This window comes from Propioniciclava tarda (assembly GCF_900182665.1).
Lineage (GTDB): Bacteria > Actinomycetota > Actinomycetes > Propionibacteriales > Propionibacteriaceae > Propioniciclava > Propioniciclava tarda.
Window position 1 is genome coordinate 111,320 of sequence record NZ_FXTL01000007.1, and the last position, 16,387, is coordinate 127,706.

At 68.4% G+C, this 16,387-nt stretch carries 20 protein-coding genes and 1 pseudogene; 2 read left to right on the top strand and 19 right to left on the bottom strand.

Annotation, left to right across the window (positions count from 1 at the left end; genetic code table 11):
• Positions 1 to 17 precede the first annotated feature (17 nt).
• Both FN821_RS07425 and FN821_RS07430 read right to left on the bottom strand, forming a co-directional pair.
• Positions 18 to 602, bottom strand: a complete 585-nt coding sequence (locus FN821_RS07425; RefSeq protein ID WP_131171986.1) for a hypothetical protein — start codon at positions 600 to 602, stop codon at positions 18 to 20.
• A 65-nt stretch (positions 603 to 667) separates the two neighbouring features.
• Positions 668 to 1,270, bottom strand: coding sequence for a TetR/AcrR family transcriptional regulator (locus FN821_RS07430; protein WP_131171985.1), 603 nt, complete (start codon positions 1,268 to 1,270; stop codon positions 668 to 670).
• Positions 1,271 to 1,305: 35 nt separating this feature from the next.
• Here FN821_RS07430 and FN821_RS07435 point away from each other — a divergent pair, with 35 nt between their 5' ends.
• Positions 1,306 to 1,965 carry an HAD family hydrolase gene (locus FN821_RS07435; RefSeq protein WP_131171984.1) on the top strand — a complete coding sequence of 220 codons (660 nt, stop codon included), beginning with the start codon at positions 1,306 to 1,308 and terminating at the stop codon, positions 1,963 to 1,965.
• A gap of 58 nt (positions 1,966 to 2,023) precedes the next feature.
• On the opposite strand, the gene FN821_RS07440 is transcribed toward FN821_RS07435, so the two are convergent.
• Positions 2,024 to 3,526 carry a succinyl-CoA:acetate CoA-transferase ScpC gene (locus tag FN821_RS07440; RefSeq protein ID WP_131171983.1) on the bottom strand — a complete coding sequence of 501 codons (1,503 nt, stop codon included), beginning with the start codon at positions 3,524 to 3,526 and terminating at the stop codon, positions 2,024 to 2,026.
• Positions 3,527 to 3,668: 142 nt separating this feature from the next.
• Here FN821_RS07440 and lepB point away from each other — a divergent pair, with 142 nt between their 5' ends.
• On the top strand, positions 3,669 to 4,406 hold the full coding sequence (gene lepB, locus FN821_RS07445) for a signal peptidase I (RefSeq protein WP_206662039.1): 738 nt from the start codon (positions 3,669 to 3,671) through the stop codon (positions 4,404 to 4,406).
• 59 nt (positions 4,407 to 4,465) lie between these two features.
• Here lepB and FN821_RS07450 read toward each other — a convergent pair whose 3' ends face one another.
• From FN821_RS07450 to FN821_RS15040, 16 genes and pseudogenes are all read right to left on the bottom strand, one after another.
• On the bottom strand, positions 4,466 to 5,326 hold the full coding sequence (locus FN821_RS07450) for a D-hexose-6-phosphate mutarotase (RefSeq protein ID WP_131171982.1): 861 nt from the start codon (positions 5,324 to 5,326) through the stop codon (positions 4,466 to 4,468).
• A gap of 260 nt (positions 5,327 to 5,586) precedes the next feature.
• Positions 5,587 to 6,894: a DUF1015 domain-containing protein gene (locus FN821_RS07455; protein ID WP_131171981.1), complete on the bottom strand. Its 1,308-nt coding sequence runs from the start codon at positions 6,892 to 6,894 to the stop codon at positions 5,587 to 5,589.
• A gap of 75 nt (positions 6,895 to 6,969) precedes the next feature.
• Complete coding sequence (locus FN821_RS07460) at positions 6,970 to 7,515, bottom strand: arsenate reductase/protein-tyrosine-phosphatase family protein (RefSeq protein ID WP_131171980.1); 546 nt, start codon at positions 7,513 to 7,515, stop codon at positions 6,970 to 6,972.
• Positions 7,512 to 7,793, bottom strand: a complete 282-nt coding sequence (locus FN821_RS07465) for a PqqD family protein (RefSeq protein WP_131171979.1) — start codon at positions 7,791 to 7,793, stop codon at positions 7,512 to 7,514. The genes FN821_RS07460 and FN821_RS07465 overlap by 4 nt, the downstream gene beginning before the upstream one ends.
• Positions 7,790 to 8,470 carry a 2-nitropropane dioxygenase gene (locus FN821_RS07470; RefSeq protein ID WP_131171978.1) on the bottom strand — a complete coding sequence of 227 codons (681 nt, stop codon included), beginning with the start codon at positions 8,468 to 8,470 and terminating at the stop codon, positions 7,790 to 7,792. Before FN821_RS07470 ends, FN821_RS07465 begins: the two co-directional genes overlap by 4 nt.
• A complete protein-coding gene (locus FN821_RS07475) occupies positions 8,467 to 8,718 on the bottom strand; it encodes a hypothetical protein (protein WP_131171977.1) in 252 nt (83 codons plus the stop codon). The genes FN821_RS07470 and FN821_RS07475 overlap by 4 nt, the downstream gene beginning before the upstream one ends.
• A complete protein-coding gene (locus FN821_RS07480; protein ID WP_131171976.1) occupies positions 8,718 to 8,978 on the bottom strand; it encodes a hypothetical protein in 261 nt (86 codons plus the stop codon). The genes FN821_RS07475 and FN821_RS07480 overlap by 1 nt, the downstream gene beginning before the upstream one ends.
• An 8-nt stretch (positions 8,979 to 8,986) precedes the next feature.
• Positions 8,987 to 9,784: a hypothetical protein gene (locus tag FN821_RS07485; protein ID WP_131171975.1), complete on the bottom strand. Its 798-nt coding sequence runs from the start codon at positions 9,782 to 9,784 to the stop codon at positions 8,987 to 8,989.
• Between the two features lie 23 nt (positions 9,785 to 9,807).
• Positions 9,808 to 11,202 carry a sugar nucleotide-binding protein gene (locus FN821_RS07490; RefSeq protein ID WP_131171974.1) on the bottom strand — a complete coding sequence of 465 codons (1,395 nt, stop codon included), beginning with the start codon at positions 11,200 to 11,202 and terminating at the stop codon, positions 9,808 to 9,810.
• Positions 11,203 to 11,229: 27 nt separating this feature from the next.
• On the bottom strand, positions 11,230 to 11,736 hold the full coding sequence (locus FN821_RS07495; RefSeq protein WP_131171973.1) for a hypothetical protein: 507 nt from the start codon (positions 11,734 to 11,736) through the stop codon (positions 11,230 to 11,232).
• On the bottom strand, positions 11,733 to 12,731 hold the full coding sequence (gene rfbB, locus FN821_RS07500) for a dTDP-glucose 4,6-dehydratase (RefSeq protein ID WP_131171972.1): 999 nt from the start codon (positions 12,729 to 12,731) through the stop codon (positions 11,733 to 11,735). Before rfbB ends, FN821_RS07495 begins: the two co-directional genes overlap by 4 nt.
• On the bottom strand, positions 12,716 to 13,231 hold the full coding sequence (locus FN821_RS07505) for a glycosyltransferase family protein (protein WP_180319747.1): 516 nt from the start codon (positions 13,229 to 13,231) through the stop codon (positions 12,716 to 12,718). Before FN821_RS07505 ends, rfbB begins: the two co-directional genes overlap by 16 nt.
• Positions 13,228 to 14,178 (bottom strand): GDP-mannose 4,6-dehydratase, encoded by a 951-nt coding sequence (locus tag FN821_RS07510; protein ID WP_131171971.1) that lies wholly within the window; start codon positions 14,176 to 14,178, stop codon positions 13,228 to 13,230. Before FN821_RS07510 ends, FN821_RS07505 begins: the two co-directional genes overlap by 4 nt.
• Before the next feature lies 1 nt (position 14,179).
• Positions 14,180 to 15,166 carry a GDP-mannose 4,6-dehydratase gene (gene gmd, locus FN821_RS07515; RefSeq protein ID WP_131171970.1) on the bottom strand — a complete coding sequence of 329 codons (987 nt, stop codon included), beginning with the start codon at positions 15,164 to 15,166 and terminating at the stop codon, positions 14,180 to 14,182.
• Positions 15,163 to 15,558, bottom strand: a complete 396-nt coding sequence (locus FN821_RS15035) for a glycosyltransferase family 4 protein (protein ID WP_165489285.1) — start codon at positions 15,556 to 15,558, stop codon at positions 15,163 to 15,165. The genes gmd and FN821_RS15035 overlap by 4 nt, the downstream gene beginning before the upstream one ends.
• Positions 15,559 to 16,179: 621 nt before the next feature.
• Positions 16,180 to 16,279, bottom strand: a pseudogene (locus tag FN821_RS15040) (transposase); the annotation flags it as partial.
• Positions 16,280 to 16,387 lie beyond the last annotated feature (108 nt).

Genomic DNA, 16,387 nt, shown 5'->3' on the forward strand with positions numbered 1-16,387 from the left:
ACTATATTGTCGACAATTCAGGATTCGATGGTGTCGTAGCGCGGCAACGGCCCGTAGACGACCGGCTCGGTCCGGGGCGGCGCCGCAGGCCGTGGCTGCCGCACCTCCCACCAGTCCGCGTAGAAGCGGCGCATGGGGGGCAGCCACACCAGCCCCGCCGCGAGGGCCAGAGGGACGAGGCTCCAGGGCGCCAGCCAATGCCCGAGGAACGACAGCCCACCCACCGCGAGCGCCACCAGCGTGGCCCAGCGGGACCAGCGGTAGCCCCGCCACGCGTAGTAGCCGGCGATCATGGCAACCGCGCCGATCAGCACCGACGCCACCCACACGGCCAGCACCAGCAGCAGCCGAAGGTGATCGCCGATCTGCGTGGGCACCGCCCCCTGCAGCCAGGACGCCTCCGCGAAGTGGTGGACCGACAACCACATGCCCCACAGCAGGGCGGCCCCGACGAGCCCGGTGCCGATGGTCTCCAGCGCCAGGACGACCCAGGCCACCCACGGACGCCTCGGCTCGCCGGTACGAGGGCTGAGCGACACGGATCGAGGAACGACGGACGCGCGACCAAGCGGCACGGCCACGGGTGGGCTCGTCTGGTCCATCGGCGTCCTCCTTGGATCGCCGCCCAGTCTAGAGGCCAGGCTCGCGACCACTCACGCCGGCCGGATCACCACTCGTCAGCCAGGAGGTTCTGCAGCAGGCGACCCACCGGCTCGATCAGGTGGCGGGTGCTGACCGTCGGCAGCGTGCCCACGCGGACGATGTCGCGGGCGAGCATGAGCCCGATCACGGTGCTCGACGCGAGGGCCCCGCGCAGCAGATGGTTGGTGTGGCCTAGCTCCGCGGCGAGGCGGGCAAACACCTCCCGCGCCAGGAACTCGCCCAGCAGTCTGGTCCGGCGGGGGAGTTCCTCGTCCGTGCCCAGGAAGTCGGTGATCGGACGCCGGTACTTCGGGTGCTCCCACAGATCGAACAGGGCCTGCGACAGCCGGCTGCCGATGACGGAACGCTCCGCTTGCGCGAGCCCAGCGACCAGCCCGGGAACGTCCAACTCCTCATCCAGGAGGACGGTGACCAACAGGTGTGCCTTGGAGGAGTAGTAGTGGTGGACGAGCGCCGGGTCCACGTCGGCCTGCCTCGCGATCGCCCGCAGCGACGTCTTGTCGTAGCCCTGAGTGGCGAACAGGTCCAGGGCCGACGTCGCGATCGTGCCGCGCGTGTCGTCCTTGCCGGGCCGACGTCCGCGGGGGCGGGTGAGTTGCATCGTCATGTCAGGTCCTCCTCCTGTTGACGTAACCTGCCGGGGTGAACAGGACGCGTTGGCCAGTGATGCTCTTCGATCTCGACGGCACCGTCGCGAACACGATTCCCCTGATCCTCGCGTCCTACGCTCGGGCGACGATGAGCGTCCTCGGAACTCCCGTGTCCGAGGCCGAAAGCCGGCTGTGGATCGGCGAGACCCTGGCCCACACCTTCAACACCCGCTTCCCGGAGCACTCCGAGAAGCTCGTGGCAGCGTATCTAAGCTGGAACGTCGCCAACATGGATCAACTGGTACAGCGTTACGAAAACCTCGAAGAACTCATCATCTACCTCAAACGTGAGGGTGTCGTCCTGGGGGTGGTGACCTCCAAGAGGCGCAGTTCGGCCGAACAGACGCTCGCCGCGGTCGGCTTGACCGCGTTGCTGCCGCTTGTTGGCTGCATGGAGGACACCGCCCAACACAAACCGTCGCCCGATCCGTTGCTTCGTGCCGTCGAGCTCTTGGGACGCCGACCGGACGAGTGCGTCTACGTCGGGGACACCCCGTTCGACCTCCAGGCGGCCAAGGCCGCCTGCATGGCGGCCATCGGGGTCACGTGGGGCGCGGGGTCGCGTGAGGAGTTGGACGCCGAAGGCGGCACCGCGATCGTGGGCACGATCGACGAGCTGCGTCGAGAGCTGCTGTCGCCGACGGCGTCCTGACAAGCAAGAACAGACCAGGGGCGCCGGAGACCGGCGCCCCTGGTGGTTGATGCTGGAGTCAGCTGATCTTCATCGAGCCCGTGTCGAGGAAGCGCTGATGCCACGACAGCGCCTCGGTGAGGAGGTGCGGGGTGTGGACGCCCTTGACCGCAGCGCGGTCGAAGTAGTCGTGCAGCTGGGCTCGGTAATCCGGGTGCGCGCAGTTGTCGATGATCTTCTTGGCGCGCTGCTTCGGCGACAGCCCACGGCAGTCGGCGAGGCCCTGCTCGGTGATGATGACCATGGCGTCGTGCTCGGTGTGGTCGTGGTGGCTCACCATCGGCACGATGGCCGAAATATCACCATTCTTGGCCACGGACGGGGTCACGAAGCAGCTGATGAAGGCGTTGCGCGTGAAGTCGCCCGAGCCGCCGATGCCGTTCATCATCTTCGTGCCCATGACGTTGGTCGAGTTCACGTTGCCGTAGATGTCTGCCTCGAGCAGGCCGTTGCAGGAGATGACGCCGAGTCGGCGGATGACCTCCGGGTGGTTCGACACCTCCTGGGGCCGCAGGATGATCTTCGTCCGGTAGAAGGACGCCTTGTCGTTCATCTTCTCGGCGCACGTCGGCGACAGGGAGAAGGCGGTGGCGGACGCCACGGCCAGCTTGCCGGCGTCGATCAGGTCGACCATGCCGTCCTGGATGACCTCGGTGTAGGAGACGAACTGGTCGAACGGGGCGTCCAGCAGGCCGGCGAGCACCGCGTTGGCGATGTTGCCGACGCCCGACTGCAGGGGCAGCAGGCTGCTCGGGATGCGTCCGGCCTTGACCTCGCCGCCCAGGAAGTCGATGAAGTGGCTCGCGATCGCCTTGGACTCGTCGTCGAGGGGCTTGAACGGGGTGTTGCGGTCCGCCGAGTCGGTCTCGATGACGGCCACGACGCGGCTGAAGTCGATGTCGTAGGTGGTCGAGCCGATGCGCTGCCCGGCCGAGGTGATCGGGATGGGCTCGGTGTGGGGGGCCATCTTGTTGGAGTAGATGTCGTGCATGCCCTCGAGGTCCTCGGACTGCCACGAGTTGACCTCGAGGATGATGCCCTTGGCCTTCTCCATGTACACGTTGTTGTTGCCCACCGAGGAGCTGGGCACGACGGTGCCGTCCTCCTTGATCTTGGTGACCTCGATCACGGCGAAGTCCATCTCACCCCAGAAGCCGTGGCGGACCTGCGCCGCGGAGTGCGACAGGTGCACGTCGTGGTAGTCGGAGGTGCCGTTGTTGATGGCGTTCCGCATGGAGGGGTCGGACTGGTACGGCATGCGCATGCCCACGCCGCCGGTCTCGGCCAGCGCGCCGTCCAGTTCGGGGGCGGTGGATGCACCGGTCAGCACATTGATCCGGAACTCGTCGCCGCGGGCGTGCGCGGCCTTGATCTGGGCCGCGAGTGCAACGGGGAGGGCCTTGGGGTAGCCCGAACCGGTGAAGCCTGCGAAGCCAATGGTGTCGCCGTTCTTGATGAGCTTCGCGGCCTCTTCGGCGCTCATCACCTTGCTGCGGTACTTCTCGCTCAAGATGCGCGTCATCGGGTTTCCTCTCTGAAAGCATGACGATTAGGACGTAGGGTATCCGCAACGTCGGTCGGGTGCGCACGTATCCCCGCCGCCGTTCCGACCCGCGGTCACCATTGTTCGTGGCGGAACATCACGCGCCGAACAGGAGCCGACCATGACTGCCCTGCCCAGCACCGGCGACGCGCCTGAGCCGCGCGTTCCCGACCGGGCGCGGAGGCGTCCGGAACGCCCGCTGTGGCTGGTGATGGCCACGTACGCGCTGGCGTCCCTGCTGGTCGTATCGCTGGTCCAGGCGTTCCTGGTGCGCGTGCACAACGTGTCGTCCGGGTCGATGCAGAACACCCTCGGCGTCACCGACCGGGTGCTGTCCTCCCGGCTGCCGTACGGCGGCGGCGGGCCGGCCCGCGGCGACATCATCATCTTCGCCCACGGCGACACGTGGGACTCGACGGTGCGCAGCCCGGACCCCAGCCCCTTCAAACAGGCCGCGCGTACCTTCGGGGACATCACCGGCATCGGCATTTCGAACTCGAACTACACGGTCAAGCGCGTCATCGGGCTGGCGGGCGACACGGTGGCGTGCTGCGATACCGGCGGACGCGTCCTCGTGAACAACCAGCCACTGACAGAGCCCTACCTGTTCGAGGACATCCCCTTCCGCGCCGGCAGCTTCGACTGCGCCACCGATCCGCGGTCGAGCCGGTGCTTCGGCCCCATCACGGTGCCGGTCGGCAACCTGTTGGTGATGGGCGACCATCGATCGGTGTCGGGGGACTCCGTCGCCGGCTGCCGCAGCGCGCTCGCCACGGCCGACTGCGCCAAGTTCGTCCGGCTGGACCAGGTCACCGGCAAAGTGATCGCCAAAGTGTGGCCACCGGGTCCGGTCGGCTGAGCATCCCGAACCACAACGCGGCCGCCGTCGGACTCGACGGCGGCCGCGCTGCGTGGTGATCAGAGCAGCGTGATGCGCTGGCGCAGGGTGTGGGTCTGGCCGGGCAGCAGCCGGATGGCGTCGTCCAGGACGTTCGCGGTCTCGATACACACCATCGAGGTCCACTCGTCGTCGCCGAAGTCGGCCATGGCGGCGGCCTTGTCGGCCCACGGGTTCCACACGACCGTGTTGCCCGAGCCGATCTTGCTGACCTCGAGCGAGCGGCCCAGCACGGGGTCGTTCAGCACCAGCGAGTCCTTGTGCTTGTAGATCCGGTCGGTCTCGCCGGTGAAGGTCACCTGGCCCGCCTGGACGCCGTCGGCGGCGGGGGCGCCCGCGGCGCGGTCGAGGTACGAGCAACCGTCGAGGCCGTCGATCGTGATCTGGCGAACGTCGCCGACGTTGAGGTAGGTGTGGAAGGCGCTCTCGAACGTGAAGGGCTCGTCACCGTTGTTGGTGACCTGCATGCCGATCTGCACGTATTCGGGGGTGAACTTGGCCAGCGCGTAGGCCGTGTAGTTGTGGGGGAAGTGCTGGTGGTCCATGGCGTAGTCGAGTTCGTACTCGACGAGGAGCCGGCCGTCGGCGTCCAGGGTGTCCTTGAGATCGGACCGGTGCCACGTGTCCAGCCGTGCGAAACCGTGCTGGGGGCTGAGGTCGCCGGAGGGGCCCATGGCGAACCACGGGAAGACGATCGGGATGCCGCCGCGAATCGGGGAGCCTTCGGCGAACGCGGACTTCTTGCTCATCCAGAGGACCGGCTGTTGGCCATCGGGCGTCCAGGACCAGATGTGAGCACCGTGATCGAAGATCCCGTAGTGCCCGGCGCCTCGACGCGCCTCGATACCCCGAAGTGGGTTGGTGGTCTCCTCGTGTGCCATGACTGACCCTCCCTTGGGTTGTAGCTCCAGGGCGGTTTGCCCCTCGGCTGACTCGCTCTTGCGGCCACCCTAGCCCTCGCGCGTCGGCGCGACAGCCCCTTGCGGGCAATTGCGGACGCCGACGCCCGGCTTTGCTTTCGGGCGGCCGGCGGGACGGCGTCCGTGCTTGTCAGCGGGCACGCGCCCGCCGCCGCGGAGACGACGAAGGGCGTCGCAGCGGACCCGAATCGGCCGGCTTCGACGCCCCTCGCGTGCTCGAACTACTGGGAGATGCGGCGGCACTCCATGTAGAAGCGCTTGTCCTTGGCGTGCCCCATCGAGAAGGTCTTGCGCGGCAGCGCCCCGTCGACGGCGATCGACTTGAAGAACGTCGACTTGCCGATCGCCGGCAGCAGGAAGCCGATGGTGCCCGGCTCCTTGGCCAACTTGTCGGTGGCCGCCTCGCCGTGGATGTAGTCGATCTCGGCCTGCGGATTGGCCTTCAGCCAGGCGTCGAGAAACTCCTGCAGCGTGCCCACGGCGAGCTCGTGGGTGGCGTCCGGGAGCTCCAGCAGCCGGTACCCGGTCGCCGAGATGACGCCGACCCGCTGGTTGGGTCCGTCGGCGCGCACGGCGGCGTCCAGGGCGGCCAGATCGGGCATGGGCGTCGACACCGCGGTCGGGAAGGCCTGGGCGAGCGCCGGGACGAGACCGTCGGCCTCGAAGATCACGCGGTGGATCGGCTCGAACACGAGCGAGTCATCGTGCAGGTTGACCAGCTCGACCAGGGCCCAGCGTGCCGGGTGATCCATCGGGGCGCCGGTGTTTTTGAGCTCGGTCCAGATGGCCTTCGCGGTGGCCAGGGAGTGGTTGCCGTCGCCCATCGCGAACAGCAGCGGCCGGTCGTTGTCGAGGTCGTACTTCGCGCGGTAGGTCTCGGCGGAGATCAGCGACGCCAGGGCGTCGGTGATGGCGACCTGCGTGGCGGCGTCCGAGACGAAGCGTCCGGTGAGGTGGCCGGAGCCCTCCATCAACTCGACGTCGTAGGCGACGTCGAGGTCGGCCAGGCTCGCCCGTACCGGAGCGAGCACGGCGCCGGTCGGATCGTCGTAGAGGACCAGGATGTGGGGCGACTCGATGTCGGCGCCGCGGCGGACGCGCATCCGCGGTGGGAGCCGGTCGAGCACGGTGCCCTCGGTCGCCCGGACCAGGGTCTGGCTGCCCTTGTTGTAGTCGTAGGTCTCCAGGTCGAGGGCGACGACGAGGCCCTTCTGGGTCTTGCCGCCCACGGTGCGCTCGACGTAGACGAAGGCGTCGTGGGGGGCGAGGACGCCGTCCGTCAGGTACGCCTTCATGGCCGCCTGACAAGCGGCGATGCGCGCATCGACGTCGGGGGCGTTGAGGTACAGCTCGGGCAGGATCATGCGGTACGTCGACGGGGCGGAGCCGACGTGGCGCTCGACGCGCTCCCAGTACTCGGGCTCGGAGGTGAACTGATCGCAGGCGATGACGGCCCAGGTGCTGAGGTCAACGCCCTCGACGGGGAGCAGCACGGTCGGGACGGCGACGCCGATCTGGTTCGCGGACATGCGGGGGCCTCTTTCGATGAGGTGTGGACGCCGTTCAGCTTAGAACGATGGCGCAGACTACGCAGGAAGTTGACGTTACTCGGGCCGAAGATGGGGGCCGGCCAGGCGAGGCAGGATCACGCCCAGCAGCCGGTCGATCTCGGCGGCGCAGGCAGCCGCCGCCGCGACCCCCTGGCGGTACGGGTCGGCCACGTCCCCGTCGCGTCGGGGCGGGTTTCGCCGAGCACGAACGGCCTCGATCGCGTGGACGCCGGCCGCGGCGTCCGGCAGGGCAGCGAGCCCGTCGGCGAACTGGCTGAGGGTGAAGGTCTTGGTGACCGCCCCGGGCCAGTCGTCGAGGATGAACGTGCGATGGTCCCGGGCCATCGTGAGGATGAGGTCCGACCCGGCCACCAAGTCGGGCGAGAGGCGCTGTGAGCGGAATCCGCTCGGGTCCGCGCCGCGCTCGACGGCTTGGGCCGCCATCAGCTCCTCCAGCGGAGCGCGGTCGAAGCCCCAGACGCCGGCGCTGGCGAACGCGACGGCGTCCGCCGAAACCAGCGAGCGCGACCGCACGTCGGCGTACGCCGACCGGCAGATGTTCGCGGTGCAGACGTACAGCACCCTGAGCGGTGGGGTCATCGGGCCTCCTCGGCGACGTCCAGCAGGCCCCGGTCGGCAAGGTCTGCCAGGAAACCGGAGAGGTCGGACGCCACCCGCTCCGGGGGCGTCGCGGTGAGCTCGGCCATCGTCTCGACGACGGGCTGCCCGTCGGCGATCACCAGCCAGGCCATCGCGGCCGTCCCCTCCAGGATCACCGGCTCTCCGTCGGGCAGGACCATCGCGTAGACGTTGTGGTCCCGGTCGATGAAGTCACTGCCGGCGACCCAGGCCACGCTGGCGGGGATCTCGTACGTCATCGGCGTCCCCTGATCCTCGCAAGGAGCCGACGCCCGGCCTTCCCGGCCTCCCGGCCGAACAGCGGCACCCTCTGGGCGTAGGCCGTCAACACGTCGCGGCGGCTCGCCGCGTGGCCGAGGCGCATGGAGAGGTGGTCGGTGTTCAGGAGCGCGACCCGGGCCAGCAGGTGCAGGCGAGCGCGGAGCCCGGGGGTGGCCCGCCAGCGCGCAGCGAAGATCTCGGCCCGGCTGGGTTCCCGGTTGGCCGACAGCAGCCGCCACAGGTGCTCGGCGGGGTGGCCGACGAAGTCGTCGAGGCGTCCGGACGCCGCAGCCAGGGCCAGGTCGGCGTCCAACCGCGCGGCCAGGTCCCGGCACCGCTTCTGTTCGTCGGCACTGGCGCCCTCCCACAGCAGCTGGGCGTCGGGGTGCCGGACGCCGCCGCCTCGGGCCGCGTGCAGCAGCAAGATCAGGCGCTGCCCATCGGTGCTCGGCACCGGGCAGGGCTGGTGGGCGATGTGGCGTTCGAGGCGCTCGGACCACAACACGTCGAAGGCGGCCTCGGCGTCCAGGTCGACCCCGGGGAAGCGGCGATGGAGGTCCACGTAGCCGAGTTGGGTGTGCCACAGGGACGCCGCGTGCTCGAAGATCGATCCCGTCTCGAACCGGGTGACCACCGACCAGCCGTGCTTGATCACGCCGCCACCAGGGCACGGGCCTGACTCGGACGGACCAGGACGTCGGCGTCCGTGCTCAGGCGCGGAACGGCCCGGGACGTGGTCGATCCGTCGTCGTGGGTGATCAGCTCGACCGGACGCAGGCCGTCGTCCACCGCCGGGCCCTTGATGTGCAGGACGTCGGCACCGATCTCGCGCGCGACGCAGTCGACCACGGCGTGGGCGAGGTGCGTCCGCAGGCCGATCGGGACTTCCAGTTCGGCCGTCATCAGGACGCCTCGTCCACCGACAGCAGGCCCTGCGCGACCAAGAGGTCGATGACGTCGCTGGTCAGCTGGACGAGATCGGCGTCCGCGGGGACCCCGAAGAGTTCATCCAGCGCGGCGGCAAGTTCGTTGCCCTTAATCCCGTCGGTCGCCAGCTCGTAGGCGGCCGAGCCGACCAGGCTGAGCGCAATCAGCCGCTCGCCCATGAGCACCAGGGCGCCCTCGTCGTGATGCAGGACGTCCGCGGCGGGGACGCTCGTCAACCGCCTGATCATGGGCGGGTCAGCCAGTCGTCGACCAACGCGTCCAGGCTGGCGACCTCGCGGTAGGTCAGCCGGACGGTGTGGTCCAGAGAGTCGAGGATCCCGGCCAGGGTGTGCAGCGGACGAGGCAGGAGGGACAACGACGACGATTCCGGAGCCAGGGCCATGATGGCCTGCACGGTGTCGAGGGGCTGGATGGTCGGCCGTCCGTGATGGTGCTGATCCCGGTTCAACAGCACGACCCTGCGCAGCACCGGCGCCTCGGGGGCGGGGAGCAGGCCGAGGTCGTCGGGCGAGATCTCAGCTTTCGGAGCCCCCTTCTCGCCCCGGGTCGACAGCGGCTTCGGGTAGGGGTAGATGCGCCGGGAGACGTCGACGCCCACCGTCTCGTCCGTCAGGTACCCGTAGCGACTGCCCAGGGAGCGAATCAGGGTCGTCTTGCCGGTGCCGCCCGGCGCGACGAACGCCACCGCGTCACCGGTGTCGACATTCGCGACGGCGCCCGCGTGAAACATGTAGAGCTTCCCGGCTTGGGCGCGGATCTTCGCGTACGTCACCTCCTGGGTGAGCCGCTGCAGCAGGATCTCGGGGTTGACCGTCTGGACGCCGCCGAGGTCAGTGTCCGCCCGCTCGGCCGGCCCTAGCAGCCGAACCGGCACGGGATCGGTGATCACGGCCGACGAATCGGCTGTGGGGCCCACGCAGCGGCTCCAGGCCCGCTCGAGCGTTCCCTGCAGTTCGGGATCGTGCGACGCGACGTCGACGGGCGTCCATGACGCCAAGCCGCTCAACCACACCCGTCCCACGGCAGACAGGCTAGCCCAGGCGATCAGGCCCGCTCGCGGGCGAGGTAGGCCGTGAGCGCGGCGTCCGTGCTGGGCAACTCCAGACCGGTCGCCTTGATCTTCGCCAGGCTCAGCGTCGAGTTGGTCGGACGCGGTGAGACGACCTTGCCGGCGGCGTACTCCTCGGTCGACTGCGGGGAGACATCGGACGCCGATCGTCCGCTCAGCTCGTAGACCCGCGCCGCGATGTCGAACCAGCTCAGCGTCGGGCCGTCGCAGGTGACGTTGTAGGTGCCGAAGGGTGCCTGCTCGCTCAACAGGTGCTGAATCGCCCGCACCAGGTCGGTGGTGAAGGTGAGGCGTCCGTACTGGTCGGCCACCACCTTGGGCTGGACGCCCTTGCCGGCCAGGGAGGCCATGGTGCGGACGAAGTTGTGGCCCTCGCCGATTACCCAGCTGGTGCGGAGCAGGTAGTGACGCGGAACCTGGGCGACCAGCGCGTCCCCCGCGGCTTTCGTCTGCCCGTAGACGCCCAGCGGGCTGAACGGCTCGTCCTCGTCATGCTCGGTGCGGGTTCCGTCGAACACGTAGTCGGACGATACGTGGACGAGGAGGGCCCGCTGCTGGCGCGCGATCGCTGCGAGGCGTCCGACGGCCGTCACGTTGATCGCCCAGGCGCGCGTCCGGCCCTCGGGGGTCTCGGCGAGGTCGACGGCCGTGTAGGCGGCGGCGTTGATGATCGTGCCGTAGGGACGCCACGAGAAGGCCGCGACGGCGTCCGGGTCGGTGAGGTCGAGCTCGTCGACGTCGACGGCGTCCGCGTCGGGATAGGCCTGCTGCAGGGCCAGGCCGAGCTGGCCCTTGGCGCCGACGATCAGCGTCCGGCGCGGCCCCATGGGGGTGACGTCAGCCAGACGCGGATGTGCCGCGTCGGCGTCCGAGATCGTCGCTTTGTTCAGCGGGATCGGCCACGGGATGGACGCCTGCTCGTCGGCCAGGTTCACGTAGGTGTACTCGGAGCGGGCATCGGGCGACCAGTGCTCGTTGACGAGGTAGCCGTAGAGCGTGTTGTCCTCGAGGGCCTGATAGCCGTTCGCGACCCCGCGCGGCACGTAGACCGCCTTGTCGAGCCCCATCTCAAGGGTGAAGGTGGTGCCGAAGCTCGGACCCTCGCGCAGGTCTACCCAGGCGCCCATGATGCGTCCGGCACCGAGGCAGATCAGCTTGTCCCAGGGCTCGGCGTGCAGCCCCCGCGTCGATCCGGCCGCCTCGTTGAACGACATGTTGCTCTGCACCGGGCTGAAGTCGGGCAGCCCGAGGGCCATCATCTTCTCCCGCTGCCAGTTCTCCTTGAACCACCCACGGGCGTCTCCGTGGACGGGCAGGTCAAAGACCATCAGGCCGGAAATGGGGGTCGCGTGGGCTGCGAGGTCTGTCATTGTTCTTCTCCGGTGAGTCATGGAAGCTTAGCGAGGGGTTCCCGGGACGAGTCGCCGCGGTAATCGGATCAGCCATTCGCCCCCGAGCTGCAGGCTCTTGCCCACCAGGATGGAGGCTCCTGAGGCCGCTGCCGCCGCCACGGATCCCGTCAGCAAGGTGCGCGTTGTCGGCCCTGACGCCAGGTAGTCAGCCAGAGCGAGACCGATCATTGCGGCCACCAGCAGGCCGAGCACTCGGAAGTACCTCCCCGTGACCAGCAGGTCCAAGGGGATTCCCCAGGGCCACTCCGGGAGACCCAGATCCCGTGCGCGCAGGGTGAGCGGCGGGAGAGCCACGAGGCCCACAAGGGCGCCCGAGACGGCCCACTGAGGCCGTTGGCCGCCGACGGCCACGACAAGTGCCAGCAGCCAGGTCAGGATGCCGAGGTGAACCAGAACGACCGCAATCTGGTCGTACACGGCCTGGAGCGCGTTCCCGAGGACGATCAACACGACGCCGCGCAGGAACTCCACCCAGAGGAACAGCGGCGTCACTGGCCGGCTTGGGCGTACTTTGCTTCTGTTGCTGCCTTCATCGGACGCCACCAGGCCTCGTTCGCCCGGTACCAGTCAATGGTGGCCGCCAGCCCGTCGGCGAAGTGCGTGTACGCCGGGGCCCAGCCGAGATCGGAGCGCAGCTTGGCGGAGTCGATGGCGTAGCGCATGTCGTGCCCGGGGCGATCGTTGACGTGGTCGTACGAGTCGGCAGGGTGACCCATCAGCGTGAGGATGAGTTCGACGACGCTCTTGTTGTTCATCTCGCCGTCGGCGCCGATGAGGTAGGTCTCGCCGATGACGCCGCGCTCGACGATGGCCTGCACCGCGGAGTTGTGATCATCGACGTGGATCCAGTCGCGCACGTTGAGGCCAGCCCCGTACAGCTTCGGATGGATGCCGTCGATCAAGTTCGTGATCTGACGGGGAATGAACTTCTCGACGTGCTGGAACGGACCGTAGTTGTTCGAGCAGTTGCTGATGGTCGCTTGGACGCCAAAGCTCCGGACCCAGGCGCGGACGAGGAGGTCCGAGCCGGCCTTGGACGCCGAGTAGGGGCTGCTCGGGTTATAGGGGGTCGATTCGGAGAATCGTTCGGGATCGTCCAGTTCGAGGTCGCCGTACACCTCGTCGGTGGAGATGTGGTGGTAGCGCGTGTCGTGCTTCCGGACGGCCTGCAGGAGCTCGTAGGTGCCTACCAGGTTCGTCCGGATGAACGGGCTCGGGTCGTTCAGGGAGTTGTCGTTGTGCGACTCGGCGGCGAAATGAACGACGACGTCGGCGTCCGTCACCAGGCGGTCGACCAGGTCGGCGTCGCACACGTCCCCCTGCACGAAGGTGACCCGATCGGCTGGCAGACTGTCGATCGACGCCTTGGACGCCGCATAGGTCAGCTTGTCCAGGACCGTGACCTGATGATCAGTATTCGCCAGGACGTGGCGCACGTAGTTGGCGCCGATGAATCCGGCTCCGCCGGTGATCAGGTAGCTCCCCACAGGGCAACCCTAGTGCGACTTCGGTCGGTCAGCCCCATGTGGTGCGGGGTCCTGGCTCTCGCCCGGTCCCAGGCCCGCAGCATGGGGCGCAGGCCCAGGGCTACCCCGAGCGCGGACGTGCCCGCGGGGCGTCCGAGGTAGGTGTCGGTGAGGTACACCCAGCGGGCGGGGGAGTAGCAGTAGACCAGCCGCCGACCCCGGGTCGGGAACCCGTGCGCCCAGCCGCTCGACGAGACCAGCACCACGTCGGCGTCGATGCGCAGGCTGTCGACCGCGGCCGGCAGAAAGGGCAACGCGCGGCGATGATCGCGCCGGAACAAGGCGATGCGGTTCAGGGCAGAGGTGCGGATGTCGGCGTCGGCGAACTCGGGGTAGGTGCCGTCCGGGTCGTACAAGGTGGTGTAGATCGGCGCCTCGGGAAACGCCCGGCTCATGGCGAGGACGACCCGCTCGGCTCCTCCCCGCTGGGTGAGGTAGTCGTGGGCGATGGCGATCTTCACGCCTGGCCGACGTCAAGGTCGTGGGTGACCATGGCTTCGACGACCTGCTCGAAGGTCACCGAAGGCGCCCAGCCGAGCACGCGGCGGGCGGCCGAGGAGTCGCCGCAGAGTTCGGTGGCGTCCGCGGGCCGGATGAACGTGGGATCGACTCGGACGTAGCGTTCCCAGTCGGCGATGCCGACGTGCGCGAAGGCGATGCGGACCAGGTCCCTGACGCTGTGCGACTCGCCGGTGGCGATGACGTAGTCGGCCGGGTGGGGGTGTTCCGCGGCCAGCCGCATGGCGCGGGCGTAGTCGGGGGCCCAGCCCCAGTCACGGCGCGCGTCGAGGTTGCCCAGCGTCAGTTCCGTTGCCCGGCCCTGCGCAATGGCCGCGACTCCGGCGGTGATCTTCCGCGTGACGAACGACGTGGGGCGGCGGGGCGACTCGTGGTTGTACAAGATCAGGCTGCTGGCCGCCAGCCCCCGGGCGCGGTAGACCGCCACCGCCTGGTGAGCGAAGGCCTTGCTGACCCCGTAGGGGTTGACCGGTTGGATCGGAGTGCCCTCATGCTGCGGGGCGCTCGCGGGCTCGCCGAACATCTCTGCGCTGCCGGCCTGGACGAATGCCACGCGCCTCCTGGACGCCTGCTGGACGCGCCACGCAGCCTCCATGAGGCCGATGGCGCCGACCGCGTTCACCTGCGCGGTCAGCACGGGCTGCTCCCAGCTCAGGGCGACCGACGACACGCCGGCCAGGTTGTAGACCTGGTCGGGTGCGACGTCGGCCAGCAGGGCGGCCATGGCGTCGGCGTCCGCGAGGTCGCCCTCGTGCAGCCGGACGCCGGCGGGCGGCGAGCAGGGGATGCCGGGCGCGACGAGCCCGTCGACCTCGTACCCGGCCGCGAGGAGATCCTCGGCCAGGTAGCTGCCGTCTTGCCCGCCGACACCCGTCACGAAGGCCCGCATGTCAGCTCCTAGCCAGCGCCTTCTGCTCTGCGAGGTCGTTGTCCACCATCATCTCGACCAGCTGGGTGAAGCTGACTTCGGGCACCCAGCCCAGCTGCTCCTTGGCCTTCGTGGAGTCGCCGATGAGCAGGTCGACCTCCGCCGGCCGCATGAAGCGGGGATCCTGCTTGACGTACGGCGTCCAGTCGTCGATGCCGACGCGGGCGAACGCGACGTCCAGCAGGTCGCGGATCGAGTGGGTGGACCCGGTGCTGATGACGTAGTCGTCAGCCTGGTCCTGCTGCAGCATCAGCCACATGGCCCGCACGTAGTCGCCGGCGAATCCCCAGTCGCGCTTGGCGTCGAGGTTCCCGAGCGTGATGTCGTCCTGGAGCCCGAGCTTGATCCGCGCGACAGCCTGGCTGACCTTGCGGGTGACGAACTCCGGTCCCCGTCGCGGCGACTCGTGGTTGAACAGGATGCCCGAGCTCGCATGCATGGCGTAGGACTCGCGGTAGTTGATGGTCATGTAGTGGCCGTAGACCTTCGACACGCCATAGGGCGACCGCGGCCAGAGCAGGGTGCTCTCGCGCTGCGGGACCTCCTGCACCTTGCCGAACATCTCGGACGAGGACGCCTGATAGAACCGGACGCCGCTGAGGTCGTCCCCGGCCCACAGGCGCAGGCTCTCCAGCATGTTCAACACGCCGATGCCGGTGACCTGGCTGGTCAGGGAGGCGTTCTCCCAGGAGTAGGCCACGTAGCTGATGGCGCCGAGGTTGTAGACCTCATCCGGAGCAGCCGCTTTGAGGGTGCGGGTCAGGCTGGACTGGTCCAGGAGGTCACCGGTATGCAGGTGGACGTCCGGCACGACGTTTCGCACCAGCTCGAGCTTCGGGTTGTTCTGGCCGCGGATCAGGCCGTGCACCTCGTAGCCCTTGCTGAGCAGCAGCTCCGCCAGGTAGAGGCCGTCCTGCCCGGTGATGCCGGTGATGAGTGCCCGTTTCATGTTCTCCTCGTTATGCGGTCAATATCGATGGTCTTCAAGAATGATGCGAGTCGCGTACGGCCAGCGGTTGGAGAGAAGTGAGTCTTCCAACGCAGTTGGGCGGCGGCAATGACGGCGTCCTGGGTGCCGATCAGTGCCTGCTCCACCACTGACGCTAGCGCCTCGGCGTCACCTGCAGGCGACACCCAGGGGTGATTGAAGCCAGCAACCTCCGGCAGAGCGCCAGCGTCGCTGATTACGAAGGGGGCTCCCGCGTATTGGGCCTCTGCGACTACGAGTCCGAAAGGTTCAGCCCTGACGGATGGGAAGACGGAAAGCTCAACTTGGGCAAAGAATTCCCCACGCGTGACCCAGCCTAGCCGCTCAACTGATATGTAGTGGGTCCTTGTCAAGGGGGCGTGGTGAGGCGCCGCCAGACTGGGTGTCGGGCGGCGCCTCGTTGGCTCGTCGCGTGTGGGCTTGGTGGTCGCGTGTCGTGGTCGACGCCGTGGTCAGGCTGATATGTAGTGGGTCCTTGTCAAGGGGGCGTGGTGAGGCGCCGCCAGACTGGGTGTCGGGCGGCGCCTCGTTGGCTCGTCGCGTGTGGGCTTGGTGGTCGCGTGTCGTGGTCGACGGCGTGGTCAGGCTGATATGCGCGGGTTGGGACCGCAGGACGGGGTGTTCGGTGGGAGTTTGCCGGCTGCTCTAGAATCGTGCGTCACATTCCTTGTTTGACAAGGGATGTTGCTCATAGCTGAGTCGCGGGTCACTCCTCACGCTGCCACCACCGGGCCCGGATCGTGACGAGCCAGACTGGGGGGTTTACTCGTTGAGGACGGCCAGCGACCAGCACCAGCCGGCGAGTTCACGAGCGACGGCCACGTTCGCGATCACGGGCCGCTTGTGCCGAGTGTTGAACAGTTCCCATCGTTGATGCAGCCGACGGTTGCCGGCATCGCCACGGGCACGGGCAGCGGGACTGGCGAGCTGCCACCGGTCGAGCAGCGTCTTGGTTCTGCGGTAGTCCCGGGCATGGTGCCAGGCAGCCTCCACGAGCAGCCGGCGGGCGTGCCCGTTGCCGGTCTTCGTGATCGAGCCCTGGACCCGGCTGGCGCCCGTGGACGACTCCGACGGGGTCCCTATCCGCCAGACTCGTGTGAGACGCCCGAGTTGATCGGAACTTGGCTGGGGCGGGGACAGGAGAATCGGATCCCATGACCAGCGCCATGGCAACACCCGCAG

Coding starts and splice junctions, on each gene's coding strand:
- FN821_RS07465 (WP_131171979.1), bottom strand. CDS start 7,793: ATGACGTACGAGATCCCCGCCAGCGTGGCCTGGGTCGCCGGCAGTGAC.
- FN821_RS07490 (WP_131171974.1), bottom strand. CDS start 11,202: ATGACAGACCTCGCAGCCCACGCGACCCCCATTTCCGGCCTGATGGTC.
- FN821_RS07475 (WP_131171977.1), bottom strand. CDS start 8,718: ATGACGGCCGAACTGGAAGTCCCGATCGGCCTGCGGACGCACCTCGCC.
- FN821_RS07450 (WP_131171982.1), bottom strand. CDS start 5,326: ATGGCACACGAGGAGACCACCAACCCACTTCGGGGTATCGAGGCGCGT.
- FN821_RS07425 (WP_131171986.1), bottom strand. CDS start 602: ATGGACCAGACGAGCCCACCCGTGGCCGTGCCGCTTGGTCGCGCGTCC.
- gmd (WP_131171970.1), bottom strand. CDS start 15,166: ATGAAACGGGCACTCATCACCGGCATCACCGGGCAGGACGGCCTCTAC.
- FN821_RS07510 (WP_131171971.1), bottom strand. CDS start 14,178: ATGCGGGCCTTCGTGACGGGTGTCGGCGGGCAAGACGGCAGCTACCTG.
- FN821_RS07455 (WP_131171981.1), bottom strand. CDS start 6,894: ATGTCCGCGAACCAGATCGGCGTCGCCGTCCCGACCGTGCTGCTCCCC.
- lepB (WP_206662039.1), top strand. CDS start 3,669: ATGACTGCCCTGCCCAGCACCGGCGACGCGCCTGAGCCGCGCGTTCCC.
- FN821_RS07440 (WP_131171983.1), bottom strand. CDS start 3,526: ATGACGCGCATCTTGAGCGAGAAGTACCGCAGCAAGGTGATGAGCGCC.
- FN821_RS07430 (WP_131171985.1), bottom strand. CDS start 1,270: ATGACGATGCAACTCACCCGCCCCCGCGGACGTCGGCCCGGCAAGGAC.
- FN821_RS07460 (WP_131171980.1), bottom strand. CDS start 7,515: ATGACCCCACCGCTCAGGGTGCTGTACGTCTGCACCGCGAACATCTGC.